The 26,480-nt window shown below is 72.7% G+C and carries 24 protein-coding genes; 6 read left to right on the top strand and 18 right to left on the bottom strand.

Going from position 1 to position 26,480, the window contains the following annotated elements; translation table 11 throughout:
* Positions 1 to 13 precede the first annotated feature (13 nt).
* Together AB0F62_RS13800 and AB0F62_RS13795 are read right to left on the bottom strand one after the other, a co-directional pair.
* Positions 14 to 2,236, bottom strand: coding sequence for an MMPL family transporter (locus AB0F62_RS13800; protein ID WP_361797020.1), 2,223 nt, complete (start codon positions 2,234 to 2,236; stop codon positions 14 to 16).
* 424 nt (positions 2,237 to 2,660) lie between these two features.
* Entirely contained in the window at positions 2,661 to 3,872 is a 1,212-nt protein-coding gene (locus AB0F62_RS13795) for a pyridoxal phosphate-dependent aminotransferase (RefSeq protein ID WP_361796843.1), read from the bottom strand.
* A 104-nt stretch (positions 3,873 to 3,976) separates the two neighbouring features.
* Here AB0F62_RS13795 and AB0F62_RS13790 point away from each other — a divergent pair, with 104 nt between their 5' ends.
* From AB0F62_RS13790 to AB0F62_RS13775, 4 genes are all read left to right on the top strand, one after another.
* Positions 3,977 to 4,591 carry a helix-turn-helix domain-containing protein gene (locus AB0F62_RS13790; protein WP_361797017.1) on the top strand — a complete coding sequence of 205 codons (615 nt, stop codon included), beginning with the start codon at positions 3,977 to 3,979 and terminating at the stop codon, positions 4,589 to 4,591.
* A gap of 18 nt (positions 4,592 to 4,609) precedes the next feature.
* Positions 4,610 to 5,404, top strand: a complete 795-nt coding sequence (locus AB0F62_RS13785; protein WP_361796840.1) for a class I SAM-dependent methyltransferase — start codon at positions 4,610 to 4,612, stop codon at positions 5,402 to 5,404.
* A gap of 820 nt (positions 5,405 to 6,224) precedes the next feature.
* Positions 6,225 to 7,700, top strand: a complete 1,476-nt coding sequence (locus tag AB0F62_RS13780) for a glycosyltransferase family 39 protein (protein WP_361796837.1) — start codon at positions 6,225 to 6,227, stop codon at positions 7,698 to 7,700.
* Positions 7,701 to 7,877: 177 nt separating this feature from the next.
* The gene (locus tag AB0F62_RS13775) at positions 7,878 to 8,729 is read left to right on the top strand and encodes an LLM class flavin-dependent oxidoreductase (protein ID WP_361796834.1); all 852 of its coding nucleotides are present in this window, start codon (positions 7,878 to 7,880) and stop codon (positions 8,727 to 8,729) included.
* A 28-nt stretch (positions 8,730 to 8,757) separates the two neighbouring features.
* On the opposite strand, the gene AB0F62_RS13770 is transcribed toward AB0F62_RS13775, so the two are convergent.
* From AB0F62_RS13770 to AB0F62_RS13700, 15 genes are all read right to left on the bottom strand, one after another.
* A complete protein-coding gene (locus AB0F62_RS13770; RefSeq protein ID WP_361796831.1) occupies positions 8,758 to 9,513 on the bottom strand; it encodes a sirohydrochlorin chelatase in 756 nt (251 codons plus the stop codon).
* A 2-nt stretch (positions 9,514 to 9,515) separates the two neighbouring features.
* Positions 9,516 to 10,409: an ABC transporter permease gene (locus tag AB0F62_RS13765; protein ID WP_361796828.1), complete on the bottom strand. Its 894-nt coding sequence runs from the start codon at positions 10,407 to 10,409 to the stop codon at positions 9,516 to 9,518.
* Positions 10,396 to 11,190 (bottom strand): ABC transporter ATP-binding protein, encoded by a 795-nt coding sequence (locus AB0F62_RS13760; protein ID WP_361796825.1) that lies wholly within the window; start codon positions 11,188 to 11,190, stop codon positions 10,396 to 10,398. Before AB0F62_RS13760 ends, AB0F62_RS13765 begins: the two co-directional genes overlap by 14 nt.
* Positions 11,191 to 11,242: 52 nt before the next feature.
* Positions 11,243 to 12,370, bottom strand: a complete 1,128-nt coding sequence (locus tag AB0F62_RS13755; protein WP_361796822.1) for an aliphatic sulfonate ABC transporter substrate-binding protein — start codon at positions 12,368 to 12,370, stop codon at positions 11,243 to 11,245.
* Between the two features lie 224 nt (positions 12,371 to 12,594).
* Positions 12,595 to 13,944: a GTP-binding protein gene (locus AB0F62_RS13750; RefSeq protein ID WP_361796819.1), complete on the bottom strand. Its 1,350-nt coding sequence runs from the start codon at positions 13,942 to 13,944 to the stop codon at positions 12,595 to 12,597.
* Positions 13,945 to 13,946: 2 nt separating this feature from the next.
* Entirely contained in the window at positions 13,947 to 14,882 is a 936-nt protein-coding gene (gene cysD, locus AB0F62_RS13745; RefSeq protein ID WP_361796816.1) for a sulfate adenylyltransferase subunit CysD, read from the bottom strand.
* Positions 14,879 to 15,424: an adenylyl-sulfate kinase gene (gene cysC / locus AB0F62_RS13740; protein ID WP_361796813.1), complete on the bottom strand. Its 546-nt coding sequence runs from the start codon at positions 15,422 to 15,424 to the stop codon at positions 14,879 to 14,881. Before cysC ends, cysD begins: the two co-directional genes overlap by 4 nt.
* 32 nt (positions 15,425 to 15,456) lie before the next feature.
* Positions 15,457 to 16,164, bottom strand: coding sequence for a phosphoadenylyl-sulfate reductase (locus tag AB0F62_RS13735; RefSeq protein WP_361796810.1), 708 nt, complete (start codon positions 16,162 to 16,164; stop codon positions 15,457 to 15,459).
* Positions 16,161 to 16,340 (bottom strand): hypothetical protein, encoded by a 180-nt coding sequence (locus AB0F62_RS13730; protein WP_361796807.1) that lies wholly within the window; start codon positions 16,338 to 16,340, stop codon positions 16,161 to 16,163. Before AB0F62_RS13730 ends, AB0F62_RS13735 begins: the two co-directional genes overlap by 4 nt.
* Positions 16,337 to 18,034, bottom strand: a complete 1,698-nt coding sequence (locus AB0F62_RS13725) for a nitrite/sulfite reductase (RefSeq protein ID WP_361796804.1) — start codon at positions 18,032 to 18,034, stop codon at positions 16,337 to 16,339. Before AB0F62_RS13725 ends, AB0F62_RS13730 begins: the two co-directional genes overlap by 4 nt.
* A 170-nt stretch (positions 18,035 to 18,204) precedes the next feature.
* Complete coding sequence (locus tag AB0F62_RS13720) at positions 18,205 to 18,288, bottom strand: putative leader peptide (protein ID WP_322975673.1); 84 nt, start codon at positions 18,286 to 18,288, stop codon at positions 18,205 to 18,207.
* A gap of 93 nt (positions 18,289 to 18,381) precedes the next feature.
* Positions 18,382 to 19,419, bottom strand: coding sequence for a PfkB family carbohydrate kinase (locus tag AB0F62_RS13715; RefSeq protein WP_361796801.1), 1,038 nt, complete (start codon positions 19,417 to 19,419; stop codon positions 18,382 to 18,384).
* Positions 19,420 to 19,445: 26 nt separating this feature from the next.
* Entirely contained in the window at positions 19,446 to 20,024 is a 579-nt protein-coding gene (locus AB0F62_RS13710; RefSeq protein ID WP_361796798.1) for a GNAT family N-acetyltransferase, read from the bottom strand.
* 74 nt (positions 20,025 to 20,098) lie between these two features.
* A complete protein-coding gene (locus AB0F62_RS13705) occupies positions 20,099 to 21,391 on the bottom strand; it encodes a GAF domain-containing protein (RefSeq protein WP_361796795.1) in 1,293 nt (430 codons plus the stop codon).
* 354 nt (positions 21,392 to 21,745) lie between these two features.
* Positions 21,746 to 23,380, bottom strand: a complete 1,635-nt coding sequence (locus AB0F62_RS13700) for an acyl-CoA dehydrogenase family protein (RefSeq protein ID WP_361796792.1) — start codon at positions 23,378 to 23,380, stop codon at positions 21,746 to 21,748.
* Positions 23,381 to 23,398: 18 nt separating this feature from the next.
* Here AB0F62_RS13700 and AB0F62_RS13695 point away from each other — a divergent pair, with 18 nt between their 5' ends.
* Positions 23,399 to 24,556 carry a YihY/virulence factor BrkB family protein gene (locus AB0F62_RS13695; protein WP_361796789.1) on the top strand — a complete coding sequence of 386 codons (1,158 nt, stop codon included), beginning with the start codon at positions 23,399 to 23,401 and terminating at the stop codon, positions 24,554 to 24,556.
* 40 nt (positions 24,557 to 24,596) lie between these two features.
* Positions 24,597 to 25,262 (top strand): helix-turn-helix transcriptional regulator, encoded by a 666-nt coding sequence (locus tag AB0F62_RS13690; RefSeq protein ID WP_361796786.1) that lies wholly within the window; start codon positions 24,597 to 24,599, stop codon positions 25,260 to 25,262.
* A 786-nt stretch (positions 25,263 to 26,048) separates the two neighbouring features.
* On the opposite strand, the gene AB0F62_RS13685 is transcribed toward AB0F62_RS13690, so the two are convergent.
* The gene (locus AB0F62_RS13685; protein ID WP_361796783.1) at positions 26,049 to 26,441 is read right to left on the bottom strand and encodes a VOC family protein; all 393 of its coding nucleotides are present in this window, start codon (positions 26,439 to 26,441) and stop codon (positions 26,049 to 26,051) included.
* Positions 26,442 to 26,480: the final 39 nt, after the last annotated feature.

Raw genomic sequence — 26,480 nt, 5'->3', positions numbered from 1 at the left:
CGGGTGGCCGGGATCAGCGGCCCACACCCGAGGGCTCGGCCGGTGCCGGCGAGGCGGCCGGTCGCGCCGGTGCCGGCGCCGCGCCGGCCTCGTCGTGGGTCATGTCCGGCAGCCAGGCGAGCCACTTGGGCAGGTACCAGTTGCGCTCGCCGAGCAGCGCCATCACGGCGGGCAGCAACACTCCGCGGATGACGGTGGCGTCGATGAGCACCGCCGCCGCCAGGCCCACGCCCATCTGCTTCATGCTCTGCATGGACAGCGTGCCGAAGATCGCGAAGACCGCCACCATGATGATCGCCGCGCTGGTGACCACACCGGCGGTCGTCGTGATGCCGTGCCGGATCGCGCCCTGCGTGGTCAGCCCCCGCATCCGCGCCTCGCGGATCCGGGAGACCACGAAGACGTGGTAGTCCATGCTGAGCCCGAAGAGGATCACGAACAGGAACAGCGGCAGCCACGCGACGATCGCGCCCACGCCCTCGGCGCCCACCAGGCCGGCGCCCCAGCCGTGCTGGAAGACCACGGTGAGGATGCCGTAGGCGGCGCCCACCGACAGCAGGTTGAGCACGATGGAGGTGACCGCGATGGTCAGTGAGCGGAAGGAGAGCAGCATCAGCAGGAAGGCGAAGGCCACGACGAAGCCGAAGACCGGGGGCACCGCGTCGCCGATCTTGTCGGTGAAGTCCAGCGACGCCGCGGTCGAGCCGCCGATCGGCGCGGTGACACCGGCCGCCTCGCCCAGGGTGCCGGGGCGCACCTCGTCGCGCAGCACCTTCAGCGACGTCTCCGCCTTCTCCTCGTCGGTGCCCCCGGTCAGCGGCACCTTGATGACGGCGACGCCCGCCTTCTCGTGGAGCTCCGTCTCCACCGGCCCGGGGGAGGCGCCCTTGGCCGCGGCCTCCTTCGAGAAGTCGGCGATGGCCTGACGCACCTCGGGCGAGGTGATGTCGGAGGCCTTGACGACGACCTGGGCCGGGTCGGGGCCGCCGGGGAACGCCGCGTTGATGTCCTCGTACGCCCGGACGATCGGCAGACCGTCGCCCAGCTCCTGGCTGAGCGTCAGGTTCGCGGTGTTCATGCCCACCGCCGGTAGGGCCAGCGCGACGAGCGCCCCGCCGGCGACCGCCGCCGACACCACCGGGCGGCGCAGCACGCCCCCGAGGACCGCCCGCCAGAATCGGGACTCCCCGCTCGCCCCGTTGCCCCGGCGGCGCAGGAAGGGGATCCGGCCCTTCTCGACCCGCTCGCCCAGCAGGGACAGCAACGCGGGCAGCACCGTCACCGAGCCGAACATCGCCACGGCCACCACCATCATCGTGGCCAGGCCCATCGCCTTGAAGTCGCCGATGCCGGTGAAGAGCATGCCCGCCATCGCGACGATCACCGTCACACCCGAGACCAGCACCGCTCGGCCGCTGGTGGCCGCCGCGATCCGCAGCGCCGTCTGCGGGTCATGCCCCGCCTCCCGCTCCTCGCGCTCACGCCGCAGGTAGAACAGGCAGTAGTCGACGCCGACGGCGAGACCGACCAGCAGCATCACGGAGTTGGCGGTGTCGCTCATGTGCACGGCGTGGCTCACCACCGCCACCAGACCGGTTGTCGCGAGGAAGGCCGTCATCGCCAGCGCCACCGGCAGCAGCGCAGCCACCAGCGCGCCGAAGGCGATCAGCAGGATGCCGAGGGCCACCGGCAGCGCCGAGTACTCGGCGCGCTGGAAGTCGCTGCCGAAGGCGTCGTTGAAGACCTTCTCGGAGCTGGCCGCGCCGAACTGCTCGACCTTCAGGTCCCGGTGCTCGTCCTGGACGCGCTTCACGGCGTCGACGACCGGTTCGACGCGGTCCGGCGCCGTGTCCGGGGCGCCGCGCATGTCGAATTTCACCAGCGCGGACCGGCCGTCCTCGGAGACCGCCCCGCTGTCGTACGGCGACTGGACGGCGGTGACCTCGCCGGTGCCCTTCACCGCGGTGACGACCTCGCCGACCACGGCGCGGAAGGCCGGGTCGGTGGCCTTCAGGGAGCCACCGGCCGACTGGACGAGCACCATCTCGCCGGCCGGTCCGTCGTTCAGCCCGGCGTCGTCCAGGATGGCGACCGCCTGTCCGAACTCGCCGGGCACCTCCTCCCTGTCCGTCAGATCGACCCGCCCGGCCATCGAGCCGATGACCAGCGCGAGGACGACGAAGAGCAGCCAGCCCCCGACGGCCGCCCAGCGGTGCCGGGCGCTCCAGCCGCCCATGGCGGCGGCGATGCCCTGCCCGCGTACCGTTCCCCCGGTACCTACCCTGCCGTGTGCGCTTGCCACGGTTGCGAACCCCCTCGAAGCCGGGCGGTGGATCCTCACCACCGCCTCACCCTCGACGCTATGGGCCCACGGGACGCCGCCCCATCCGGCTGACAGGTGAACCCGCGGCGGGGTTCTCCTCCCCAGGGAGTGGGGAAAACCCCCGCCCGCCGTAGTGTTGCCCCCTACAACGACCCCGGTTCCGGTGCCCCGTCCGCACGAAAACGGGATGCGGGGGCCCGGGGCCTCGCCGCTAGGCTGGGCGGTACGCGGGGGCGGCTCCGCGGCGTGCTTCCTTCTCCCTCTTTTGCAAAAAGAACCCGAGCGCGCCCACTCCCCGCCCCCGCTTTCTCTTCAGGGGGCTGGTCCGGCCCCCCTCCTACTGCCGGTAGCCCGCCAGGAAGCGGCCGATGCGGCTGATGGCGGCGTCCAGGTCGTCCGCGCGGGGGAGGGTCAGGATGCGGAAGTGGTCCGGGCGCGGCCAGCTGAAGCCGGTGCCCTGGACGACCTGGATCTTCTCGCGGAGCAGCAGGTCGAGCACGAACTTCTCGTCGTCGTGGATCCGGTGCACCTTCGGGTCCAGCCGCGGGAAGGCGTACAGCGCGCCCTTGGGCTTGACGCAGCTGACGCCGGGGATCTCGTTCAGCTTCTCCCAGGCCTTGTCGCGCTGCTCGTGCAGCCGCCCCCCGGGCAGGATCAGGTCCTTGATGCTCTGCCGGCCGCCGAGCGCGGCCTGGATCGCCTGCTGGGCCGGCACGTTGGGGCACAGCCGCATCGAGGCCAGCATCGTCAGGCCCTCGAGGTAGCTCTTGGCGTGCTGCCGGGGGCCGGTGACGACCAGCCAGCCGGAGCGGAAGCCCGCCACGCGGTAGGCCTTGGACAAGCCGCTGAAGGTCAGGCACAGGACGTCGGGGGCGAGCAGCGCCGCCGTGTGGTGGACGGCGTCGTCGTAGAGGATCTTGTCGTAGACCTCGTCGGCGAAGACGACCAGGTGGTGGCGGCGGGCCAGGTCGAGCATGCCCTCCAGCAGCTCGCGCGGATACACGGCGCCCGTGGGGTTGTTGGGGTTGATGATCACCATCGCGCGCGTGCGGCTGGTGATCTTCGAGGCGATGTCGTCGAGATCCGGGAACCAGTCCGCCTGCTCGTCGCACAGGTAGTGCACGGCCTTGCCGCCGGCCAGGTTCGTCACGGCCGTCCACAACGGGAAGTCGGGTGCGGGAATGAGCACCTCGTCGCCGTCGTCGACGAGGGCCTGGACGGCCATCTGCACCAGCTCGGAGACGCCGTTGCCGAGGAAGACGTCGTCCACGTCGACGTCGGCGAGCCCCCGTTCCTGGTAGTGCTGGGCCACGGCCCGGCGTGCCGACAGGATGCCGCGCGAGTCGCTGTAGCCGTGCGACGCGGGGAGCGTGCGGATGATGTCCTGCAGGATCTCCTCGGGCGCCTCGAAGCCGAACAGCGCGGGATTGCCGGTGTTGAGCCGCAGGACGCTGTGCCCGGCCTCCTCGAGCGCGTTGGCGTGCTCGATCACGGGCCCGCGGATCTCGTAGCAGACCTCGGCCAGCTTGCTCGACTGCTTGTACTCCATGCGACGGCCTCCCGACCCGGTCCCACAATCCTGCTCGGTACGCTGCTCTCCTTGGTTTTACCAAGTGCGCGCTTGGAAAGTCCAACTCCTTGTCTACACTGGGGATCATGCCGCGCCGAAGTTACGACCAGTACTGCGCCGTCGCCCGGGCCCTCGACACGGTCGGGGAGCGCTGGACGCTCCTCATCGTCCGGGAGCTGCTGGCGGGCCCCCGCCGGTACACCGACCTCCACGCCGATCTGCCCGGCGTCAGCACCGACGTCCTCGCCTCCCGGCTCAAGGAGATGGAGCGCGACGGCCTGGTCACCCGCCGCCGCCTCGCGCCGCCCGGTGCCGCGTACGTCTACGAACTCACCCGGCGCGGACGGGAACTGTTCGCCGTGCTCGGCGCCCTCGCCGAGTGGGGCGCGGAGGAACTGCGCGATCCCCGGCCCACCGACGCGGTCCGCGCCCACTGGGCCGCCCTGCCCCTCATGCGCCACCTCGCCGCGCTCCCGGGGGTGCCGTCGGGGGTGGTCGAGGTCCGCCTCGACGAGGGCGCCTTCCACATCGAACTCGGCGATGGGGGCCCCTCGTACGCCGACGGCCCCGCCGAGCGCCCCGACGCGGTGCTGGCCCTGCCCCCGGGCGCCCTCCACGACCTCGGCGGAACCCTGCCGGCGGACGGCGCGAAGGTCACCGGCGACGGCCCCCTCGCGGACGCCCTGCGCGGCGCCTGACCGCGGTACGGTGCCGGGATGGAGCGTCACCGCGTGGCACTCGGCCCGGTCCAGGAGACCCTGCTCATACCGCTGCACGCCCGTGCGGCCGAGACGCGCCGAAGGCGCCCGCTGACCAGCGACCCCCGGTCGGTGGAGGTGGCCGACGCCCTTGACCGCGACCTCTCGCGCGTCGGCGGCCGGCTGAGACTGCTCGGCCCCGTCTGCCGCGGGGTCGTCCTCGACGGCTGGGTACGGGAGTTCCTGGACGAGCATCCCTCCGGCACCGTCGTGGAGATCGGCGTCGGCCTCAACACCCGCCACGAGCGGCTCGACAACGGCACCGCCACCTGGGTCGAGATCGACCTGCCGGACGTCATCGCGCTGCGCCGCGAGCTCTTCGCGGAGCACGACCGCCGTCGCATGGTCGAGGGCTCGGCGGCCCGACCGGACTGGGCGGCGGCCGTCGCGGCAGCCCCCGGCCCCTACCTCTTCGTCTCCGAGGCCGTGCTCATCTACCTCACCGAGGCCGGGGCCCGTGCCGCCGTGGACGTCATCCGCGACCGGTTCCCCGGTTCGGTGCTCCTGATGGACACCGTCGGCTCCGCTGAGGCCCGCCGCCCGCGCGCCGTGAACGTCGGCTGGAGCTGCGACGATCCCGGTGAACTCGCCCTCTGGGGGTTGCGGTTGCGCGACTCCCGCACCCTGTGGGACCTCCCGCGCGAGGCCCGCGCCCGGCTCACCCCGGGGCGCCGCGTCCTCTGCGCGCTGCTCGACCGGGCCTCGCGCGCCCGGGGGTCGCGGCTGAGCCGCTTCGACGTCGACGGGTTGTAGGGGTACTCGGGGTAGTCGGGCGGGGTGGATTGTGTGTGGGCGGCTGTCCCGCCGTCTCGCTCCCTTCGGTCGCACAGCGGCGGGCTGCGGATGGGAGGGTGGTGGCTCCTCTCCTCGGCAGTGTGCGGGTGGGTGCGTGGCGGGTGTTCAGGCGCCGGAGCGGGGTCCCTTTCCGGCGGCTGGCCGCTCGTTGCCGTCCGCGGGTATAGATGGCCGCTTCCACGCCCACCCTTCGTGGTGGGCGCGCCCGCCGTAACCGGCGTCTGCGGGTAATTCCCCTACAGGGATCGGGTTCGGCAGGTCGGTTTTCGAGATCGGGATCTGTTTCGCCGACTATGTCGGCGAAAGCGGGCCCGATCTCCCCCGGCGCAGAGATCGGGCTCTGTTCCGCCGAACATATCGGCGAAACAGAGCCCGATCTCCGGTCAACGGCTCGACAGCACCTCGAATCAGCCGCAGACGCCGGTCACGGCGGGCGCGCCCACCACCGGGAGTAGGCGTGGCAACCAGCCATCTATACCCGCGGACGGCGACGAGACCCGCGCCCATGAACAACGGACCCCGCTCCGGAGCTTGAACCCCCACCACGCACCCACCCGCACACCGCAACGAAGCTCCCGCCCCCACCCTCCCATCCGCAGCCCGCCGCTGTGCGACCGAAGGGAGCGAGACGAACCCGCACCCACCCACCGGCATCACCACCGGCACCGCGTGACCACCGGCACCGCGTCACCCCCGGCGCCCCGTTTCCCATGGCCCCCGGCCCGCCGCCCCGGTACCGTCGTCGGGGGGAACAGCGGGGGAACACCGGGGGTGGGGGATGTCCGCTACGTACGTCCGCGCGGAGGTGGCGTCCTTCGCCGCCGCGCCGGTCCTGGGGGTCGCGGCCGCGGTAGCCGCCGTGCTGACCGTGTTCTCCGGCCGCTACGGCTTCCACCGCGACGAGTTGTACTTCCTCGTCGCCGGCGACCACCTCGCGTGGGGCTACGTCGACCAGCCCCCGCTGACCCCGCTCGCCGCCCGCCTCTCCACCGCCGTCTTCGGCGACACGCCCTCGGGGCTGCGCGTGGTGGCGACCCTCGCCTGCGCCGCGACCGTCGTGGTCGTCGCCGCCATCGCCAGGGAACTCGGCGGCGGGCGCGCGGCGCAGGTGCTCGCGGCGGCGTGCACGGCGGTCTCCGGCTTCGTCCTCGCCGTCGGCCACCTGGTCTCCACCGCCACCTTCGACATGCTCGCCTGGGTGGTCGTCTGCTGGCTGCTGCTGAGGCTGCTGCGCACCGGCGACCGCCGCCTGTGGCTCGCGGTGGGCGCGGCCCTCGGCGTCGGCATGCAGAACAAGTACCTGGTCGCCCTGCTGGCCTTCGCCCTGCTGGCGGCGCTGCTCGCGACCGGTCCCCGGGACGTGTTGCGCGGCCGGTGGCCGCTCGCCGGCGCCGCCGTCGCGCTGGCGGTGGCCCTGCCCAACCTGTGGTGGCAGGCGGCCCACGGCTGGCCCCAGCTGACTGTCGCGGGCGGCATCAGCGCGGACGACGGCACCGAGAACCGCATTCTGTTCGTGCCCCAGCAGATCGTCTTCCTCTCACCGGTGTTCGTCCCGGTGTGGATCGCGGGCGGCCTGCGGCTGTGGCGCGATCCCGCGCTGCGCTGGGCCCGCGCGTTCGCCCCGGCCTACCTGATCCTCGCCGTCGTGGTCGTGGCCTCCGGCGGCAAGCCGTACTACTGCCTGCCGCTGCTGCTGGTGCTGCTCGCCGCGGGTTGCGTCACGGCCGCTTCCCGGCCGCGCGCCATGTGGCCGGCCGTCGCGGTGACGGCGGTCGTCAGCGCCCTGATCTCGCTGCCGGTGCTCCCGCCGGGCGAGGTGGGGGTCGTGAACGCCGTCAACAAGGAGCAGGGCGAGCAGATCGGCTGGCCCGAACTCGCCGTCGCCGTCGACCAGGCATGGTCCGGGGTCCCCGCCGCAGACCGGCCCCGTGCCGTCATCTTCGCCCAGAACTACGGCGAGGCCGGTGCTCTGGCCTACCACGGAGCCATCCGCGGCCTGCCCGCTCCCTACTCCGCCCACATGGGCTTCGCCGACTGGGGCCCACCGCCGGACTCCGCCACCGGTCCGGTACTGCTGGTGCGTCAGGTGGGAGCCGACCCCGTCGAACGCCACTTCACCGGCTGCGAGGGGGCCGGCCATGTCAACAACGGGCGAGACATCGACAACGAGGAACAGGACGCCGTGATCGTCCTCTGCACGGGCCCGAAAGAGCCCTGGTCGCAGCTGTGGCCGTCACTGCGCCACTACTACTAGGCCGGTCCGACACGGGAGAAATGAAGGGGCGAGGACCGGGGGAGCCGGGTTACGGTGGCAACACTCGATGATCACGCTCCCTTGAAGGACGCCGCAGAACGGGAGCGGCCCGCACGGTCGGTGCGCGGTCACGGAGGGGCGGCACCACATGTCCCTGCCCTTCCGGAGGAGTTCCGCATGAAGATCGGTCTCGGCCTTCCCGTCGACGACCCCGCCGCGCTGACGACCTGGGCCCGCCGTGCCGACGACGGTCCCTTCAGCAGCCTCGGCCTGCTCGACCGCCTCGTGTACGACAACCCCGAACCACTGGTCACCCTCGCCGTGCTCGCCGGGGCGACCCGCAGGATCCGGCTGCAGACCGAGGTCCTGATCAGCCCGCTCCGCGACAGTGCCGTCCTGGCCAAGCAGGCCGCGACGCTCGACCGCCTCTCCGGAGGCCGCTTCACCCTCGGCATCGGGGTGGGCGCGCGCGAGGACGACTTCCGCGCCGCGGGGGCCGACTTCCGCCGCCGCGGCCGCCTGCTCGACGAGCAGATGGCCGTGCTGCGCCGCCTCTGGGCGGGTGAGCCGTACGGCGACGGGGCCGGGCCGGTCGGGCCCGCCCCGGCGACCCAGGGCGGACCCGAGGTGCTCTTCGGCGGCTTCGCCCCGGCGGCACTCGACAGGGTCGGCCGCCACGGCGACGGTTTCCTCGGCGCCGGAATGCCGCCCAAGGCGATGGACCGCCTCTTCCGGGAGGCGGAGCGGAGTTGGGACCGGCACGCACGGCCCGGCCGGCCCCGGCTCGTCGCCCAGGCCAATGTCGCGCTCGGACCGGCCGCGGTGGTCACCGCGGCCCGCGAGAACATCCGCGCCTACTACGCCTTCACCGACTTCGCCGACCGCGTCGCGGAGGGCCTGCTGACCACCCCCGAGCAGATCGGTGAGGCCGTCGCCGGCTACGAGGGCATCGGCGCCGACGAAGTGATGCTCTACTGCTGGTCGTCGGAGACCGGTCAGGTGGAGCGCCTGGCGGACGTCGTGTCCTGACGGCGCGTCCTCCGCCGCGCGCCGCGCCTCAGGCCAGCGCCAGCGCCGGCCGGAGCCGCAGTGCCTCGTCGAAGCGGCGCAGCAGCAGGCGGGCGACCTCCGGGGCGTCACCGAGGACGCCGGCGACGACGTCGGCCCCGGAGGTCACCGCACCACGGGCGATGCGGTCGGGCAGGAAGCCCGGCGCGATGACGTACGGCGCTACGGCGATGTGCCGTACGCCCTCGGCGCGCAGTGCGCGCACCGCCTCGTCCGTGGTGGGAAGGGATGCGGAGGCGAACGCAGGCCGCACGGCGCACCAACCGGTACGCCGCCACTCCCGCGCGATTTCTGCGATCACTGCGATCGCCTCCGGGTCGGAGGAGCCCGCCGAGGCCAGGACGACCCCGGTCGAGCGGCGGTCGCCGGGGCCGAGCCCGGCCTCGCGCAGCCGCCGCTCCAGCGCGGCCTGGAGCAGCGGAGAGGGGCCGAGTACGTCGGCCCGGTGCACGCGCATCCGGGCGTGCCGCCCGGCGGACTCCCGCAGCACCGCCGGGATGTCGGCCTTGGCGTGGAAGGCGCGGGTCAGCAGCAGCGGCAGCGCCACCACGTCGAGCACGCCCTCCGCGGCCAGCCGGTCCACGACCTGCGGCACACCGGGCGCGCAGTGGTCGAGGAAGGCGGTCTCGACCCGCAGCCCGGGGCGGGCGGCCCGCACCCGCTGGGTCAGCGCGTGCACGGTCGCGGCGTGCCGCGGGTCGCGGCTGCCGTGGGCGATGACGAGGAGGACGGGGTGCGCGGTCATGGTCAGCCCCGTGCGAACAGGCCGCGGCTGCGCAGCACCGTACGCTCCAGCGGCGCGAACACCAGCAGTTCGATGCCGATGCCGACGATCAGGATCAGCAGGATCGCCGCCAGCACGCTCGGCATGTCGGACAGTTCGCGTCCCTGTTCCAGCAGTTGGCCCAGGCCCACCCCGAGGTCCGGGGAGGTGGCGATGAGTTCCGCGGCCATCAGGGAGCGCCAGGAGAAGGCCCAGCCCTGCTTGAGGCCCGCGAGATAGCCCGGCAGGGCGGCCGGCAGCAGCACGTGGCGCACGGCGTGGACGCCGGTGGCGCCGATGGTGCGGCCCGCCCGCAGGAACAGCGGTGGGATCTGGTCGACGCCCGCCACCAGTCCGTTGGCGATCGAGGGCACCGCGCCCAGCAGCACCACGCAGTAGATCGTGGCGTCCGAAAGGCCGAACCAGATGATCGACGCGGGTACCCAGGCCACCGACGGCAGGGACTGCAGGCCGGACAGGATCGGCCCGATCGCGGCCCGCACCACCCGGACCCGCGCCACGAGCAGGCCGAGCGGCGTGCCGATCGCGACGGAGGCCACGAAGCCCAGCGCGCCGCGCGACAGGCTGGTCCAGACGTAGCCGAGCAGCGTGCCGTCCAGCCACTTGTCCTGCAGGGCGCGCCCGACCTCGGCCGGACTGGGCAGCTGGTAGTGCGGTTTGAGCTCGAAGTGGTAGGCGAGCTGCCACACCACCAGCACCAGCGCGATGGCGACGAGCGGGGGAACGGCCTTGTGGAGCAGTACGCGGGCCAGCGGCACACGTGTGGTGGAGCGGGTCTCCAGGGCGTCGAGGCCGGCCTCCAGTCCCGCGAGGTCGCCGGCCGGCCTGGCCTCTGCCTTCGTCTCAGTGCTGGCCATGACGGCGGATCTCCCCCCGGAGGTGCTCGGTGATCTCCACGGAGAGCTCGGCGACCGCCGAGTCCTCGATGCGGCGCGGCTGCGGGATGTCGACCGTCCACTCCCGGGCGATCCGTCCCGGCCGCGAGGAGAGCAGTACGACCCGCTGCGCGAGCCGCACCGCCTCACGGACGTTGTGGGTCACGAACAGCACCGACAGACGCGTCTCGGCCCAGATGCGGGTGAGCTCCTCGTGCAGGACGTCGCGGGTGATGGCGTCGAGCGCCGCGAAGGGCTCGTCCATCAGCAGCAGCTGGCTGTCCTGCGCCAGCGCCCGGGCCAGCGCGACGCGCTGCCGCATGCCGCCCGAGAGTTCGTGCACCCGCTTGCCGTACGCGCCCTTGAGGCGGACGAGCTCCAGCAGGCGCTCGGCCTCCGGGCGCCGCTCGGCGCGCGGCACGCCCCGCATGCGCAGGGCGAGTTCGATGTTCCTGCCCGCGGTGAGCCACGGGAACAGGGCGTGCTCCTGGAACATCAGGGCCGGGCGGCCGCCGGGGGTCTCGATGCCCCCGGCGGACGGCCGGTCGAGTCCCGCGACCAGGTTGAGCAGGGTGGACTTGCCGCAGCCCGAGGCCCCCAGGAGGCAGACGAACTCGCCCGGGGCGACATCGATGCTGATGTCGTCCAGCACGTGCGTCTGCTCGCCGGGGCGGCCGAAGGACTTCGAGACGTGCTCGAGCCGTGCGGCGTACGGGGCCGCGTCGACCGTCACGGCGGGCTGGTTGGTGAGTGCGGTGGCCATGGCGTCACCTCCTGAGGGCTGGGCTGCGGACTTCGTCGGGTGCTGCCGGGCGTCAGCCGCCGAGACCGGCGTCGTCGATCTTGGTCTTGCCCTCGGACGTGAGGATCTTGTTGAGGATCGTCAGGTCGTAGATGCCCCCCAGCGAGGGCTTCTCCAGCAGGCCGGCGGTGACGGCGTGGTCGGCCTCGGTCTGCAGGGTGGACGCCAGCGGGTCGTCGATGACCTGGATGCTCTGCCACGCCGGGTCGATGACGTCGGCGGGCAGCGGCTTGCCGGAGAGCTTCTCCAGCTGGGCGTTGGCGTCGGCCTTCGCCTTGTCGGGGTTGGCGTTGATCCAGGCGTTGGTCTTCACCGAACCGCGCAGCACGGCCTCGACGACGTCCGGGTGCTCCTTGAGGAACTTCTGGGAGACGATCACATTGGTGATGACGAACTTCTTGTCCGGCCACAGGTCGCGCTCGTCCAGGAGCACCTTCGCGCCCTCGGCGACCAGCTTGGACGCCGTCGGCTCGGGCACCCAGGCGCCGTCGATGGAACCGGTCTTGTAGGCGTCGGGGGTGACCTTGTTGTCCGTGCGGACCACGGAGACGTCGCCCTTGCCGCTGGTCGCGTCGACCTTCCAGCCCTGCTCGGCGATCCAGTTGAGGAACGCCACGTCCTGGGTGTTGCCGAGCTGCGGGGTGGCGATCTTCTTGCCCTTGACGTCCTTCAGGGTCTTGATCTTGTCCGGGTTGACGACCAGTTTGACGCCGCCCGAGGCGGAGCCGGAGATGATCTTCAGGCTCTCGCCGCCGGACTTGGTCCAGCCGTTGATCGACGGGGAGGGGCCGATCCAGCCGATGTCGATGGAACCGGCGTTGAGGGCCTCGATCTCCGCGGGGCCGGCGTTGAAGACCGACTCCTTGATGGTGGTGCCGGAGCCGAGCTCGTCGGCGAAGAACCCCTCCTTGAGGCCCACCAGCGGGGTGGCGTGGGTGAGGTTCGCGAAGTAGCCGATCTTCACCGTCGAGGCGGACAGCTTCTTGCTGGTGCCGCTGCTCGCGGCCGCGTTGGTGGTGTCGTCCTTCTTCTCGGAGCCGTAGCCGCAGGCGGCTAGCGCCAGCAGCGGCAGAAGGGCGGCGCCCGCTATGAGGCGGCGGCGGGCGGACGTTCTCGGGGCGGTGGTGCGATCGGCAGTCACGGGAGGCGTTCCTCTCGATGGCCCCGGCTCGTGCCCTCTAGGGTGCGCCGGGGTGGTGGCTGTCTGGTTCTCGGTGGTGCGGTGCCGTGTGCACGGCGCGGGTGCGGTGTTCAGGCCGGGTCAGCGCGCACATCGCGTCACCCCGCCCGTGCCGCTGCCCAGACAGCCGCTGCCGACGCGACCGCCCTCCTTGGCGAATCCCGAGAAGGCGTCGTCGAACGCCATCAGAAGTCCCACCCCTCGTCGTCACCGGCCGCGTTCTCGGCGGCCGTGGCGTTGCGGGCGGCGAAGGCCTCGCCCGCCATGCCGGCGGTCAGCGTGGTGCCGTCCGCCGGGTCGATCAACAGAAAGGAGCCGGTGAGCCGGGAGTCCGCGTACGCGTCCAGCGGCAGGGGCTCCGAGGTGCGCAGCACCACCGTGCCGATGTCGTTGACGCCGAACTCGCTGGGCTCGTCCTGGTGTTCCAGGCCCCGGGACAGGTCGACCCGGTACGGCAGCCGCTTGACGATCGCCTTGACCGTGCGCGTCGAGTGCTTCAGCAGCACGCGGGCACCGACCTTCAGCGGCCGCTCGTGCAGGTGGCACACGGTCGCCTCGACGTCGCGGGTGGTCGCGGGGGCGGCGTCGGCCGGGGCGATCAGGTCGCCGCGGGAGACGTCCACGTCGTCGCCGAGCAGCAGCGTCACCGACTGCGGCGCCCAGGCCACGTCGACCGGCGTGCCCAGCGCGTCGATGCCGGTGATCGTGCTGCTCAGCCCGGACGGCAGCACGGTCACCCGGTCGCCGACGCGCAGCACGCCGGAGGCGATCTGCCCCGCGTAGCCGCGGTAGTCCGGGTGCTCGGCGGTCTGCGGGCGGATGACGTACTGCACCGGGAAGCGCGCCGGATGGCTGCTGGGGTCGGTGCCCACCGGCACGGTCTCCAGGTGCTCCAGGATCGTCGGGCCGCCGTACCAGTCCATGTTCGCCGACGGGGACACGACGTTGTCGCCGGCCAGCGCCGAGATCGGGACCGTGGTGATCTCCGGTACGCCGATGGACGCCGCGTACGCGGTGAACTCCTCGGCGATGGCGGCGAAGACGGCCTCCGACCAGTCGACCAGATCCATCTTGTTGACCGCGAGGACCACGTGCGGCACCCGCAGCAGAGCGGCGACCGCAGCGTGCCGCCGGGTCTGCTCCACGACGCCGTTGCGGGCGTCCACCAGGACCACGGTCAGCTCGGCGGTCGAGGCGCCGGTCACCATGTTTCGGGTGTACTGCACGTGCCCGGGCGTGTCCGCCAGGATGAACCGCCGCCGCGGCGTGGCGAAGTAGCGGTACGCCACGTCGATGGTGATGCCCTGCTCGCGCTCGGCCCGCAGGCCGTCGGTGAGCAGCGCCAGGTCCGGAGCCTCCTGCCCGCGCCGGGCCGAGGCCAGTTCGACGGCCTCCAGCTGGTCGGCGAGCACGGACTTGGAGTCGTGCAGCAGCCGGCCGACGAGCGTGGACTTGCCGTCGTCGACGGAGCCCGCGGTGGCGAAGCGCAGCAGGGAGGTGGCCGAGAGCTGCTCGGCGGTGGTGCCGGTGGTCATGGCTAGAAGTACCCCTCGCGCTTGCGGTCTTCCATCGCGGCCTCGGAGAGCTTGTCGTCGGCCCGGGTGGCGCCCCGCTCGGTGAGCCGGGAGGCGGCGATCTCGGCGATGACGGCCTCGATGCCGGCGGCGTCGGAGTCCACCGCGCCGGTGCAGGACATGTCGCCCACCGTCCGGTAGCGGATCAGCCGGGTCTCCACGCTCTCGCCGTCCTTGGGCCCGCCCCAGTCGCCCGCGGTCAGCCACATGCCGCCGCGCCGGAACACCTCGCGCTCGTGGGCGTAGTAGATCTCCGGCAGCTCGATGCCCTCGCGGGCGATGTACTGCCACACGTCCAGCTCGGTCCAGTTGGAGAGCGGGAAGACGCGCACATGCTCGCCGGGGGCGTGCCGGCCGTTGTAGAGCTGCCACAGCTCGGGGCGCTGACGGCGCGGATCCCACTGGGAGAACTCGTCGCGCAGGGAGAACACCCGCTCCTTGGCGCGGGCCTTCTCCTCGTCGCGGCGGCCGCCGCCGAAGACCGCGTCGAAGCGCCGCTCCTGGATGGTCTCGGTCAGCGGCACGGTCTGCAGCGGGTTGCGGGTGCCGTCGGGGCGCTCGCGCAGCCGGCCGTCGTCGATGTAGTCCTGTACCGAGGCGACGTGCAGCCGCAGCGAGTGCTTCGCCACGGTGCGGTCCCGGTACTCCAGCACCTCGGGGAAGTTGTGGCCCGTGTCGACGTGCAGCAGGGAGAACGGGATGGCCGCGGGCGCGAACGCCTTCAGCGCCAGGTGCAGCATGACGATGGAGTCCTTGCCGCCGGAGAAGAGGATCACCGGCCGCTCGAACTCGCCCGCCACCTCCCGGAAGATGTGCACCGCCTCCGACTCCAGCGCGTCCAGGTGCGACAGCGCGAAGGGATTCCCGGTGCTCTCGTCGACCGCGACGACCGTGGTCACGCAAGTCCCCTTTCCACCAGCAGCGCGGTGAGCAGCGCCGCCGAGTCCTCGACGGTGTGGTCCTGGGTCTCGATCCGCAGATCGGGTGCCTCGGGTGCCTCGTACGGGTCGTCGACACCGGTCAGCCCGGATATCCCGCCCGCGGCCTGCCGGGCGTACAGGCCCTTCACGTCCCGCACCGAGCAGACCTCCACCGGTGTGGCGACGTGCACCTCCAGATAGGTCGTGCCCCGCGCGTCGTGGCGCTTGCGGACGGCCTCGCGGCTGTCGGCGTACGGCGCGATGACCGGGACCAGGACCGTCACCCCGTGGGAGGCGAGGAGCTCGGCGATGAAGCCGATGCGCTGCACGTTGGTGTGCCGGTCCTCGCGGGTGAAGCCGAGGCCCGCGGAGAGGAACTCGCGGATCTCGTCCCCGTCCAGGACCTCCACGCGGTGCCCGTCCTCGCGCAGCCGCTCCGCCAGTGCGCGGGCGATGGTGGTCTTGCCCGCGCTCGGCAGCCCCGTCAGCCACACCGTGGCCCCTGTGCCCGTCCCGCTCATCCGCCGCTCCCCGGGAGTCCGTTCCGTCGTCATCAGCCGTGCAGCCCGCACTCGGTCTTGGCCCGCCCCGCCCAGCGGCCGGCCCGGGCGTCCTCGCCCTCCAGCACCCGGCGGGTGCAGGGGGCGCAGCCGACCGAGGCGTACCCGTCCATGAGCAGCGGGTTGGTCAGTACGCCGTGCTCGGCGACGTAGGTCTCCACGTCCTCCTGCGACCAGCGCGCGATCGGGGAGACCTTGACCTTGCCGCGCCGGGCGTCCCAGCCGACGACCGGGGTGCCCGCCCGGGTGGGGGACTCGTCGCGGCGCAGGCCGGTCGCCCAGGCGTCGTAGCCGGTCAGGCCCTCCTCCAGCGGCTTGACCTTGCGCAGCGCACAGCACAGGTCGGGGTCGCGGTCGTGCAGCGCCGGCCCGTACTCGGCGTCCTGCTCGGCGACCGTCTGGCGCGGCGTCAGCGTGATGACGTTGACGTCCATGACGGCGGCGACCGCGTCGCGGGTGCCGATGGTCTCCGGGAAGTGGTAGCCGGTGTCGAGGAAGACGACGTCGACGCCGGGGGCGACGCGCGAGGCCAGGTGCGCCACGACCGCGTCCTCCATGGAGGAGGTGACGCAGAAGCGGGGCCCGAAGGTGTCGGCGGCCCAGCGCAGGATGTCGGGCGCCGCGGCGTCCTCCAGGTCGCGGCCCGCCTGCTCGGCCAGTGCCCGCAGTCCGTCGGCGGTGTGCCGCTGCGCGGTGGTCACGAAGGGCCTCCCTCAGGGGTCTCGGTCCGCAGCCCCCGGGCCAGCAGGCCCAGGAACTTCAGCTGGAACGCGCGGTTGCACGACCGGCACTCCCAGGCGCCGTGGCCCTGCTCCGCGGGATGCAGGTCCTCGTCGCCGCAGTAGGGGCAGTAGAAGGGGGCGGCGCGCTCGCTCACGACAGGGCCTCCTCGCTCGCCCGCGCCGCCCACTGCGCGAAGCGCTCGCCGTCCTCGCGCTCGGCCTGGAAGCGTTGCAGGACGCGCTCGACGTAGTCGGGGAGTTCCTCCGCGGTGACCTTCAGCCCGCGGACCTTGCGGCCGAAGCCGGCCTCCAGGCCCAGGGCGCCGCCCAGGTGCACCTGGTAGCCCTCGACCTGGTTGCCGTCGTCGTCGAGGACCAGCTGGCCCTTGAGGCCGATGTCGGCGACCTGGATGCGGGCGCAGGCGTTCGGGCAGCCGTTGATGTTGATCGTGATCGGCTGGTCGAACTCCGGGAGCCGGCGTTCGAGTTCGTCGATCAGCGAGGAACCGCGCGCCTTGGTCTCGACGATGGCCAGCTTGCAGAACTCGATGCCGGTGCAGGCCATCGTGCCGCGCCGGAACGGGGAGGGCTTCACCTGCAGGTCCAGCGCCTCCAGGCCCGCGACGAGCGAGTCGACCCGGTCCTGCTCGACGTCCAGCACGATCATCTTCTGCTCGGCGGTGGTCCGCAGCCGGCCGGAGCCGTGGTCCTCCGCCAGCTCCGCGATCTTGCTCAGTGTGGCGCCGTCGACCCGGCCGACGCGCGGCGCGAAGCCGACGTAGTAGCGGCCGTCCTTCTGGCGGTGCACGCCCACATGGTCGCGCCACTGCTCGACCGGCTGGTCGGGGGCGGGGCCGTCGGTCAGCTCGCGTCCCAGGTACTCGTCCTCCAGCACCCGGCGGAACTTCTCCGCGCCCCAGTCCGCGACCAGGAACTTCAGCCGGGCACGGGTGCGCAGCCGGCGGTAGCCGTAGTCGCGGAAGATCGAGATCACGCCCTCGAAGACGTCCGGGACCTGTTCCAGCGGCACCCACGCGCCCAGCCGGACGCCGATCTTGGGGTTGGTGGACAGGCCGCCGCCGACCCATACGTCGAAGCCGGGGCCGTGCTCGGGGTGGCGGACGCCGACGAAGGCGACGTCGTTGATCTCGTGGGCCACGTCCAGCAGCGGCGATCCGGAGATGGCCGACTTGAACTTGCGGGGGAGGTTGGAGAACTCCTTGTTGCCCACGATGCGGCGGTGGGCCTCGTCCACGGCCCAGGTCCCGTCGACGATCTCGTCCTCGGCGATCCCTGCGACGGGCGAGCCGAGGATGACGCGCGGGGTGTCGCCGCACGCCTCGGTGGTGGAAAGGCCCACGGCCTCCAGGCGCTGCCAGATCTCGGCGACGTCCTCGATGCGGATCCAGTGCAGCTGGATGTTCTGCCGGTCGGTGATGTCGGCGGTGCCGCGGGCGAACTCCTGGGAGACCTCGCCGATGACGCGCAGCTGCTCGGTGGTGAGCCGGCCGCCGTCGATGCGGACCCGCAGCATGAAGAACTTGTCGTCCAGCTCCTCCGGCTCCAGGATCGCGGTCTTGCCGCCGTCGATCCCGGGCTTGCGCTGGGTGTACAGACCCCACCAGCGCATGCGGCCGCGCAGGTCGGCGCCGTCGATCGCGTCGAAGCCGCGGTACCGGTAGATCGTCTCAATGCGTGTCCGCACATTGAGACCGTCGTCGTCCCGCTTGAACTGCTCGTTGGCGTTGAGCGGCGTCATGTGGCCGACCGCCCACTGGCCCTCGCCGCGGTGGCGGCTCACCTTGCGGCGCGGCGCGGCGGCGTTCGGCTGGTCAGGGGTGGAAGCCATGGCGATGCATTCCTTCTGGCAGGCTGGAAACGGGTTGGGCGTAGCGCGAAAAGTCCCCTTGGCCTGCGGATACGACGATCCGCCGAAATCAGCGGAAAGCCTGGGCGCATCATTGCGCCGGCGAGGCCGGGGACGGCCGGGTCAGTCCTGGACGGGACGGCGGCGAGTGCTCAGCACGCCTGACAGATGGCGCTGGACATGCGTCCGAGATCGACGTGCAGCCGACCTACCAAGGCGATTCCAGTGCGGGACATGTCGAAAGCGTGTCACGGGGATCTCGGGCCAGTCCACCATTATCCAAAATGTGGACTTGATCATCTCGCATGGCGAGATAATGGCGCGGTCGGTCACCTGGCGGGGCTCGGCGGGCGGAGGAAATCGGCCGCGATGGCCCGGAATCCACCGTGTCCGCGCGCCCCCACATGGCGCAGCTTGTGGCCCGCCAGCGCCGAGCCGAGCCGCACCCCGGCGCCCAACTGGGCGCGGTCCGCGACCAGCGCCGCCAGCAGGCCCGCCGCGAAGACGTCGCCCGCACCGGTGGCGTCCTCGACCTGGCTGTCCGGAAGCGGACGATGGGCGTAGCGCTCCACGGTTCCGGGCCGGTGCACCTCCACCCGGTCCGGGTACTTCACCACGGCCGCACCGTCGCGGCGGGTCCGCGACCGGCCGAGCTGCGCGAACTCCCGCCCGTTGACCAGCAGATAGTCGCTCAGCGCGGCCATGGCGAGCACATCGGGGGTCGGCTCCGCCGACCAGGCGTGTCCCGGGTCGAAGCTGATCAGCGTCCGCGCCGATCGCCTCCGTACCTCCGCGAGCAGCCGATGCAGCGCCGCACCGCCGTCCGGATCGAGGAACGAGGTCACATGGACCACCCGGGCCGCCGCCAGATAGCCGGCGATCTCGTCGAAGCGCTCCCGCACATGGCCGGCGATGCCCGTGTTCGCCCCCGTGTGCGTCAGCAGCGTGCGCTCCCCGTCGTCGTATACGGACAGGCAGATCCCGCAGAGCCGGGCGGGGTCGGGCGCCACCAGCCGCCGGTCGATGCCGAGCCCGTCGAGGACGGAGAAGGGGTCGTCCGTGCCCAGGGGGCTGCGGCCCGCGACGCTCACGTACCCCAGCCGCAGTCCCCGGCCCAGGCGGGCCAGCGCGTGCAGGGTGTTGAAGGCCGAACCGCCCGGTTCGGGGGTGAGCGGCACCCCCTCGGTGCGCAGCCACTCCAGCCCGGCGCGGACGGCGGCCTCGTCCACCATGCGCTCGCCACCGCTCACCGGTGGCGGACGCAGCCGCATGTGCCCGGCGAGCCGGGCGAGCACGGGGGTTCCGTTCAGGGCGGACGCACCCGTGATCAGGTCCAGGTTGAGCGCCCCGACCCCGACGACGTCCATGCCCACCCCTTTCCGCCGGCCGGTCCCTACCGGGCTCCGGGCCACGGCCCGGTGACGGGCCTCTCCTCCTCTTCCCCCGTCTCGGTGCGGAAGATGCGGAAGCCCCGCTTCTCGTAGTTGGCCAGCGCGTGCGGTCCGTCCAGGCTGCAGGTGTGCACCCACACCCGCTTCGTCGGGGTGCGGTCGGGCCGGCGCTCCGCCAGGTCCCAGGCGCGGGCGATGCCGACGGACAGCAGATGCCCGCCGATCCGCCGCCCCCGGAAGGCGGGCAGCAGCCCGAAGTAGGCGATCTCGACCTGGCCGTCCTCCTGCGGGTCCAGTTCGATGTAGCCGGCGGGCGTGTCCCGGTCGTACGCGACCCAGGTCTCGACCCCCGGGCGGTCCAGGAACTCCCGCCACTGCTCGTACGACCACGGCAGGCGGTCCGTCCACGCGCAGTCGGCGCCCACCGAGGTATAGAGGAAGCGGCTGAACTCCGGGGACGGCACCTCGGCCCGCGCGATGCGGATGCCCGAGGCCGCCGGGTCCGGTTCGAGGGAGGGCCGCAGATCGGCGTGGGAGGTCTGCTCCAGGGACCAGGTGGTCACCGTGACGGTAGTGCTCATGCGCCACATTCTGCGGCCTCGCGGGGCGGGAGCGGTTCCCGGCTCGCTGCCGCGGCCGGATCCCGGCCGCCCCCTCACGTCGCGAAGCGCGCCGCCCGCACCGCCGGTGCCGTGGAGTGCGGCAACAGGTCGGCCGGGTGGGCCGGGCGCAGCAGTTCGACCTCGACTCCGTCGGCGAAGCGGTAGGGGCGGTGGTCGAGCACCCCGGCCAGGGTGCGGCGCAGCCGGGACATCTCCGCGCGCACCGTCACCGTGCGGGAGGGGTCGCCGAACAGGTCGCCCGCCAGCTCCGCGGCGGAGCGGCCGTCGCGGTGCAGGGCCAGGACGAAGAGGAGTTCGGCATGGCGCGGACTGAGCTCCTGCGACCAGCCGCCCGCCGCGCCGGAGACGCTCACCGTCCAGGAGCGGGGGCGACCGAGGTCCAGCAGCACGTGTCCGGGCGCCGTCCGTTCCTCCTCCGGCGCGGCGACCCGCACCAGCCAGCCCCCCGGCAGCGGTTCCAGGGTGCACGTCCCCAGCGCGGGCACCCAGGTCCGCCCCGCGCTCGGCGCGGCGGGCAGGGTGATGCGCTCCACCGGCGGCATCCCGGTCACCGCGGCGGTCCAGCCGTTGGGGTCCACGACCGCGGCCCGGCCCGGCAGCCGGGAGAGCAGCGGGGCGGCGAGCGAGCGCAGCCGGTCGACCGCCGCCCAGTGCCGGCTGCGCAACTCGGCCTCGGCGACCTTGGTCACCGCGGTGACCAGGGACAGCATCGCGGGATGCATGCCCGCCGCGGGACCACTGACGTCCACCGCGCCCAGCAGCCGTCCGTCGCGCGGGTCGTGCAGCGGGGCGGCGGCGCAGGTCCACTGGTGGTGCACCCGTACGAAGTGCTCGGCGGAGTGCACCTGCACCGGCCGCCCGGTGACCAGGGCGGTGCCGATCGCGTTGGTCCCCACGGCCTCCTCCGACCACGAGGCGCCCTCGGCGAAGCCGAGCCGGTCCGCGCTCCTGCGGACGGCGAGACTGCCGTCCCGCCACAGCACCCGGCCCTCGGGGTCGGTCACCACCATGATGTGCCGGGCCTCGTCGGCCACCGAGACCAGGCCGTCACGCAGCGCGGGCAGCACGTCGTTCAGCGGCGTACGGCGCCTGCGGAGCTCGATCTCGTCGGCGGTCAGCATGCCGGCCGGGCTGCCGTTGTCCGGGTCCACGCCGAGGTCCAGGGCGCGCCGCCAGGAGTCCTGGATCACCGGTCTGGGGACCGCGCCCCGCGATCCGCCGCCCAGGGCGGCGTCCCGCATGTCGGCCAGCAACCGCGCGGAACGACGCGGTTCCCGGACGGACTGGACCGACAACGACCGCGCGTCGATCGGATCCTGGCTCATGGTGCTCCCCGCGTCCGTGTGCGCAGCGCGTTCTGCGCCCCGGCAGTGGCCGCGGCGGTACTCCGCGGCCACACCATGTGCATATGGTGCCGTCGGGCCGGTCCGTCCGGTGGGATATCCGGCCAATACCTTGCAACTGTCTGCAACGGTTGCGAATATGCGCGCATTCGACGGACAGTGACGGCGCATCACGCCACTCGTACGGAACCCTGAATCCGTGCGACGGTGAAGCGAGACCGGGGGTGGTGCCGAGTCGGCGCGGCACCACCCTCAGTGCGGCGCGGCGGCGGAACGTTTCCCCGTGGTCCCGGTCCTTCCGTGGGGACCCCGGGAGGACCGCCGCCGCCCCCGCCCTCACACCACCGGTCGCGCCCGCTCCACGATCGCCGCCACGTCCAGGCCGCGCGGCAGCGTCCCGAAGGTCGCCCCCCAGTCACCGCCGAGCCGCGAGGCGCAGAAGGCGTCGGAGACCTCCACGGGCGCGAACCGCACCAGCAGCGAGCCCTGCAGCACCAGCGCCATGCGCTCCACCACCCGGCGGGCCCGCGCCTCGATGCCCTCCAGATCGGCCAGTTCCGTCAGCAGCGACTTGATCGCGCCGTCCAGTCGATGGTCCACGCCGCGCGCCAGGCCGATCTCGCCCAGGAAGGCGTTCAGCGCCATCGGCTCCCGCTGCAGCACCCGCAGCACGTCCAGCGCCTGCACATTGCCCGAGCCCTCCCACACCGAGTTCAGCGGCGACTCCCGGAACAGCCGCGGCAGACCCGACTCCTCCACGTAGCCGTTGCCGCCCAGGCACTCCAGAGCCTCGGCCACCAGCGGCGCGCAGCGCTTGGTGATCCAGTACTTGGACACCGGCACCGCCAGCCGCAGGAAGTGCCGCTCCTGCTCGCTGCCCGCGTCGTACGCCGCCGCCAGTCGCAGCACCGTCGTGGTGGCCGCCTCCGACTCCAGCGCCAGGTCCGCCAGGACGTTGCGCATCAGCGGCTTGTCGATCAGCAGCCCGCCGAACGCGCTGCGGTGCCCGGCGTGGTGCACCGCCTGCGCCACCGCCTGCCGCATCAGCGCCGCGGAACCGGTCGCGCAGTCCAGCCGGGTGGCCGCCACCATCTCGATGATCGTCGCCACCCCGCGCCCCTCCTCGCCGACCCGGCGCGCCCACGTCCCGTCGAACTCCACCTCGGCCGAGGCGTTGGAGCGATTGCCCAGTTTGTCCTTGAGTCGCTGGATCAGGAACACGTTGCGTGAGCCGTCCGGCAGCACCCGCGGCAGCAGGAAGCAGGTCAGCCCGCCGGGAGCCTGGGCCAGCACGAGGAAGGCGTCGGACATCGGCGCCGAGCAGAACCACTTGTGCCCGGTGAGCAGATAGGCGCCCTCCTCCGCCAGCGGCTCCGCGCGCGTGGTGTTGGCCCGGATGTCCGAGCCGCCCTGCTTCTCGGTCATCCCCATGCCGAACAGCGCCCCGGGCTTTCCGCCCGGCGGCAGCAGCCCGGGATCGTAGACGCGCGAGCCCAGCCGCGGCTCCCACTCCGCCGCCAGCACCGGGTCGGTCCGCAGCGCCGGCACCGCCGCGTGCGTCATCGACACCGGGCAGCCGTGCCCCGCCTCGGCCTGCGACCACACCAGGAAGCCCGCCGCACGGCGCAGGTGCCCGCCGGGACGCGACCAGGCGTCGGTCAGCCCGGACGAGACCGCCCGCCCGAGCAGCCGGTGCCAGGACGGGTGGAACTCCACCTCGTCGATCCGGTGCCCGTACCGGTCGTGCGTGCGCAGCACCGGGGGATGGGCGTTCGCGGCCTCCGCCCAGCCCCGCGCCTGCGCGGAACCGGCGGCCCGGCCGATGCCGCCGAGCTCCCGGTCGACCTCCTCCCGGAGATCGGGCGCCACATGCCGCGCCACCCCCTCCACCAGGGCGGCGTCGGCGGCGTACACGTCATACCCGACCAGGGGCGGAGCCTGGTTGGTCACGGTGTGTGTGGGGGGACTCATGACAGTTACGGTAGGCGCGTGCAGGCAGCAGACGAAACACCCGAGCGGCCCAGGCGAGGCCGTCTCCACCGGGCGCGGGCCCTCTACCGGAACGTGTCCAAGCGCAAGGTGGGCTGGCTGCTGCTCAAGGACACGGTCGACTCCTGCATGGAGTACCGCGTCACCGGACTCGCCGCCGAAGCCGCCTTCTTCGTCCTGCTCTCGCTGCCGCCGCTGCTGCTCAGCCTCGTCGGTGCCATCGGCTACGTCGACGAGATCATCGGCACCGACACGATCGACAACATCCGCCGCAACATCCTCACGGCCGCCGCGACCGTCCTGTCCGACAAGGGCGTCGACCAGCTGATGCGGCCGCTCGTCGACGACGTCTTCGGCGGCGGCCGGCCCGATGTGATCTCCATCGGCTTCGTCATCGCCCTGTGGTCCGGGTCGCGCGCCCTCAACGTCTTCGTCGACACGATCACGATCATGTACGGGCTGGAGGGCAGGCGCGGCATCGTCAAGACGCGGCTGCTGGCCCTGCTCCTCTACATCGTGGCCCTCGTCATCGGCGCCGTCGTGATGCCGCTGATGGTCGTCGGCCCGGACGCGGTGGTGTCGTTCCTGCCGTGGAGCGAGGCCGTGATCCGGCTGCTGTACTGGCCGGTCGTCCTGGTGCTGTCGATCGCGTTCCTCACCACGCTGTACCACGTCTCCGTACCGGTGCGGTCGCCCTGGTACGAGGACATGCCGGGGGCGGCCGTCGCCCTGCTGATGTGGGTGCTGGGGAGCTTCGTGCTGCGCATCTACCTCACCCAGACCGTCGAGGGTCCGACCATCTACGGATCGCTGGCCGCGCCCGTCGCGGTGCTGCTGTGGATCTTCGTGTCCGCCTTCGCGGTACTCGTCGGCGCCGCCGTCAACGCCGCCATCGACCGGGTCTGGCCGTCGATCGAGACCGCGGCCGCCCGGGAGGAGAACGCCCGCGCCAGGGAACGCGCCGCCGCCGACCTCGTCGCCGAGGCCGCCGCCCGCCGCGCCGCCTTCGAGTCCGCCCCGGACGACGAGGTCGGGCCGGAGGACCCGCCCGCCGAATTCCCCGAGCGCTGGGCGGGCTTCCTGCCCCCGGACGACGTGCGGTCCCGGCTGCGCGGACGGCGCCCTTCGGGCAAGGGCGGCGGCAAGCCGTCCCGGTGACGGTGGCCGGTGCCATGCTGGAGCGGTGTACCGGGAGCGGATGTCGACAGTGCCCGGCGCCGTGCTGTGGACGAAGACAGCGGGTGCCGGCGCCGCGCGCGTGCTGCCCGACGGCTGCATCGACCTGATCTGGGGTGAGGGCACCGGGCTCTTCGCGGCCGGGCCCGACACCACCGCCCATCTCTCCGCGGACCCGCCCGGCACCCGCTTCGCCGGACTGCGCTTCGCCCCCGGCGTGGGCCCGGCCGTTTTCGGGCTGCCCGCCCACGAACTGCGCGACCAGCGGGTGCCGCTGGAGGCGCTGTGGCCCGGCGCCGAGGTGCGTCGGCTCACCGAACGGGTCGCGGCGGCCGCGGACCCCGGTGCCGTCCTCGAGGCTCTCGTGCTGCGGCGGGGCCTTCCGCGCGCGGCGACGCCATGGGCCCCGCAGGTCGCCGCGAACCTCGCGGCGGGCGCCCGGGTCGACGCCGTCGCCGAGGACGCCGGGCTCAGCGAACGCCAGCTCCACCGCCGCTGCCTGGACGCCTTCGGCTACGGTCCCAAGACCCTCGCCCGCATCCTGCGCCTCCAGCACGCGCTGCGACTGGCCCGGCGCGGGCACGCCTTCGCCGAGGTGGCCGCCTGCGCGGGTTACGCGGATCAGGCCCATCTCGCCCGCGACGTCCGCGCCCTGGCCGGGGTGCCGCTGGGCGAGCTGCTGCGCTAGAGGTGGGTGGCTGGGCAGGCCGGTTGTGGTGGGCTGGATGGTTCGGCTGTCTCGCCGTCTCGCTCCCTTCGGTCGCAAAGCGGCGGGCTGCGGATGGGAGGGTGGGGGCGGGCCTTTGCAGCGGGGTGCGGGTGGGTGGTCGGCGGGGGTTCAGGCGCCGGAGCGGGTTGCCTTTCCCGCGGCTGGGGTCTCGTTCCCGGCCGCGGGTATAGATGGCCGCTTCCACGCCCACCGTTCGTGGTGGGCGCGCCTGCCGTGACCGGCGTCTGCGGCTGCTTCGGGGTGCTGTCGAGGGGGCCATGGGACATCGGGCTCGCTTTCGCCGACATAGTCGGCGGAACAGAGCCCGATCTTTGAGCCGGAGAAGATCGGGCCCGCTTTCACCGATTATGTCGGCGAAACAGAGCCCGATCTCGGAAATCGACCTGCCGAGCCCACTTTCTGTAGGGGAATCACCCGCAGACGCCGGTCACGGCAGGCGCGCCACGCACGAAGGGTAGGCGTGGAAGCGGCCATCTATACCCGCGGACGGCAACGAGACCGGCACCCCACGAACAACCGACCCCGCTCCGGCGCCTGAACCCCGACCACGCAAGGACCCGCACACTGCCACGAAGGCCCCGCCTCCACCCTCCCATCCGCAGCCCGCCGCCTTGCGACCGAAGGGAGCGAGACGAACCCGCGCCCGTCCACTAGCAGTACCTCCCGGCGCCCGGCCAGCCGGCCGCTCGCGCGTACCGCTCGCGCGTACCGCTCAGGCCGCAGCCGGCCCCGGGGGGCACATGGTCAGGAAAGTCCCGCGAAGAGGTCGACCGGGTTGCCGTCCGGGTCGAGGACCGCGGCGTAGCGCATGCCCCAGGGAGCGTCGAAGGGCTTGAGGTGCCCCGCGTACCCGGCCCCGGTCAGCTCGGCGAACGCCGCGTCCACCTCGGCCGGTCCGTCGCACGCGAAGGCGAGCGCCATCCGGTGCCCGCCCTGCGGCGGCGTCCACGAGGAGTCGAAGGAGCGGACGGTCTCCACGGTGTCCCACGCCAGGCGCAGCCCGCCGGGCAGCGCCGCCTCCACGTGCGGTTCGGCGTCCGCCCCGGCGGGGATGTCCAGGCCCAGCCTCCGGTAGAAGGCCAGGGAGGCGGCCATGTCGGCCACGACGATCTCGACGACATCGATGCGAAGAGTCATGCCGCAACGGTAGGTGCCGTCCGCCCGGGTCGTCTTGAA

This window comes from Streptomyces sp. NPDC026673 (assembly GCF_040638135.1).
In the GTDB taxonomy this organism is placed as follows: domain Bacteria; phylum Actinomycetota; class Actinomycetes; order Streptomycetales; family Streptomycetaceae; genus Actinacidiphila.
Note: the sequence above shows the minus strand (reverse complement) of the source record. Positions and strands in the feature narration are given on the sequence as shown.

Excerpts from the sequence above, each read along its gene's own strand:
- AB0F62_RS13720 (WP_322975673.1), bottom strand. The coding sequence starts at position 18,288 with ATGTCCCGCACTGGAATCGCCTTGGTAGGTCGGCTGCACGTCGATCTC.
- AB0F62_RS13690 (WP_361796786.1), top strand. The coding sequence starts at position 24,597 with ATGTCGACAGTGCCCGGCGCCGTGCTGTGGACGAAGACAGCGGGTGCC.
- AB0F62_RS13760 (WP_361796825.1), bottom strand. The coding sequence starts at position 11,190 with ATGGCCACCGCACTCACCAACCAGCCCGCCGTGACGGTCGACGCGGCC.
- AB0F62_RS13700 (WP_361796792.1), bottom strand. The coding sequence starts at position 23,380 with ATGAGTCCCCCCACACACACCGTGACCAACCAGGCTCCGCCCCTGGTC.
- AB0F62_RS13795 (WP_361796843.1), bottom strand. The coding sequence starts at position 3,872 with ATGGAGTACAAGCAGTCGAGCAAGCTGGCCGAGGTCTGCTACGAGATC.
- AB0F62_RS13715 (WP_361796801.1), bottom strand. The coding sequence starts at position 19,419 with ATGGACGTCGTCGGGGTCGGGGCGCTCAACCTGGACCTGATCACGGGT.
- AB0F62_RS13780 (WP_361796837.1), top strand. The coding sequence starts at position 6,225 with ATGTCCGCTACGTACGTCCGCGCGGAGGTGGCGTCCTTCGCCGCCGCG.
- AB0F62_RS13775 (WP_361796834.1), top strand. The coding sequence starts at position 7,878 with ATGAAGATCGGTCTCGGCCTTCCCGTCGACGACCCCGCCGCGCTGACG.
- AB0F62_RS13725 (WP_361796804.1), bottom strand. The coding sequence starts at position 18,034 with ATGGCTTCCACCCCTGACCAGCCGAACGCCGCCGCGCCGCGCCGCAAG.
- AB0F62_RS13710 (WP_361796798.1), bottom strand. The coding sequence starts at position 20,024 with ATGAGCACTACCGTCACGGTGACCACCTGGTCCCTGGAGCAGACCTCC.
- AB0F62_RS13705 (WP_361796795.1), bottom strand. The coding sequence starts at position 21,391 with ATGAGCCAGGATCCGATCGACGCGCGGTCGTTGTCGGTCCAGTCCGTC.
- cysC (WP_361796813.1), bottom strand. The coding sequence starts at position 15,424 with ATGAGCGGGACGGGCACAGGGGCCACGGTGTGGCTGACGGGGCTGCCG.
- AB0F62_RS13785 (WP_361796840.1), top strand. The coding sequence starts at position 4,610 with ATGGAGCGTCACCGCGTGGCACTCGGCCCGGTCCAGGAGACCCTGCTC.
- AB0F62_RS13765 (WP_361796828.1), bottom strand. The coding sequence starts at position 10,409 with ATGGCCAGCACTGAGACGAAGGCAGAGGCCAGGCCGGCCGGCGACCTC.
- AB0F62_RS13685 (WP_361796783.1), bottom strand. The coding sequence starts at position 26,441 with ATGACTCTTCGCATCGATGTCGTCGAGATCGTCGTGGCCGACATGGCC.
- AB0F62_RS13770 (WP_361796831.1), bottom strand. The coding sequence starts at position 9,513 with ATGACCGCGCACCCCGTCCTCCTCGTCATCGCCCACGGCAGCCGCGAC.
- AB0F62_RS13750 (WP_361796819.1), bottom strand. The coding sequence starts at position 13,944 with ATGACCACCGGCACCACCGCCGAGCAGCTCTCGGCCACCTCCCTGCTG.
- AB0F62_RS13800 (WP_361797020.1), bottom strand. The coding sequence starts at position 2,236 with ATGGGCGGCTGGAGCGCCCGGCACCGCTGGGCGGCCGTCGGGGGCTGG.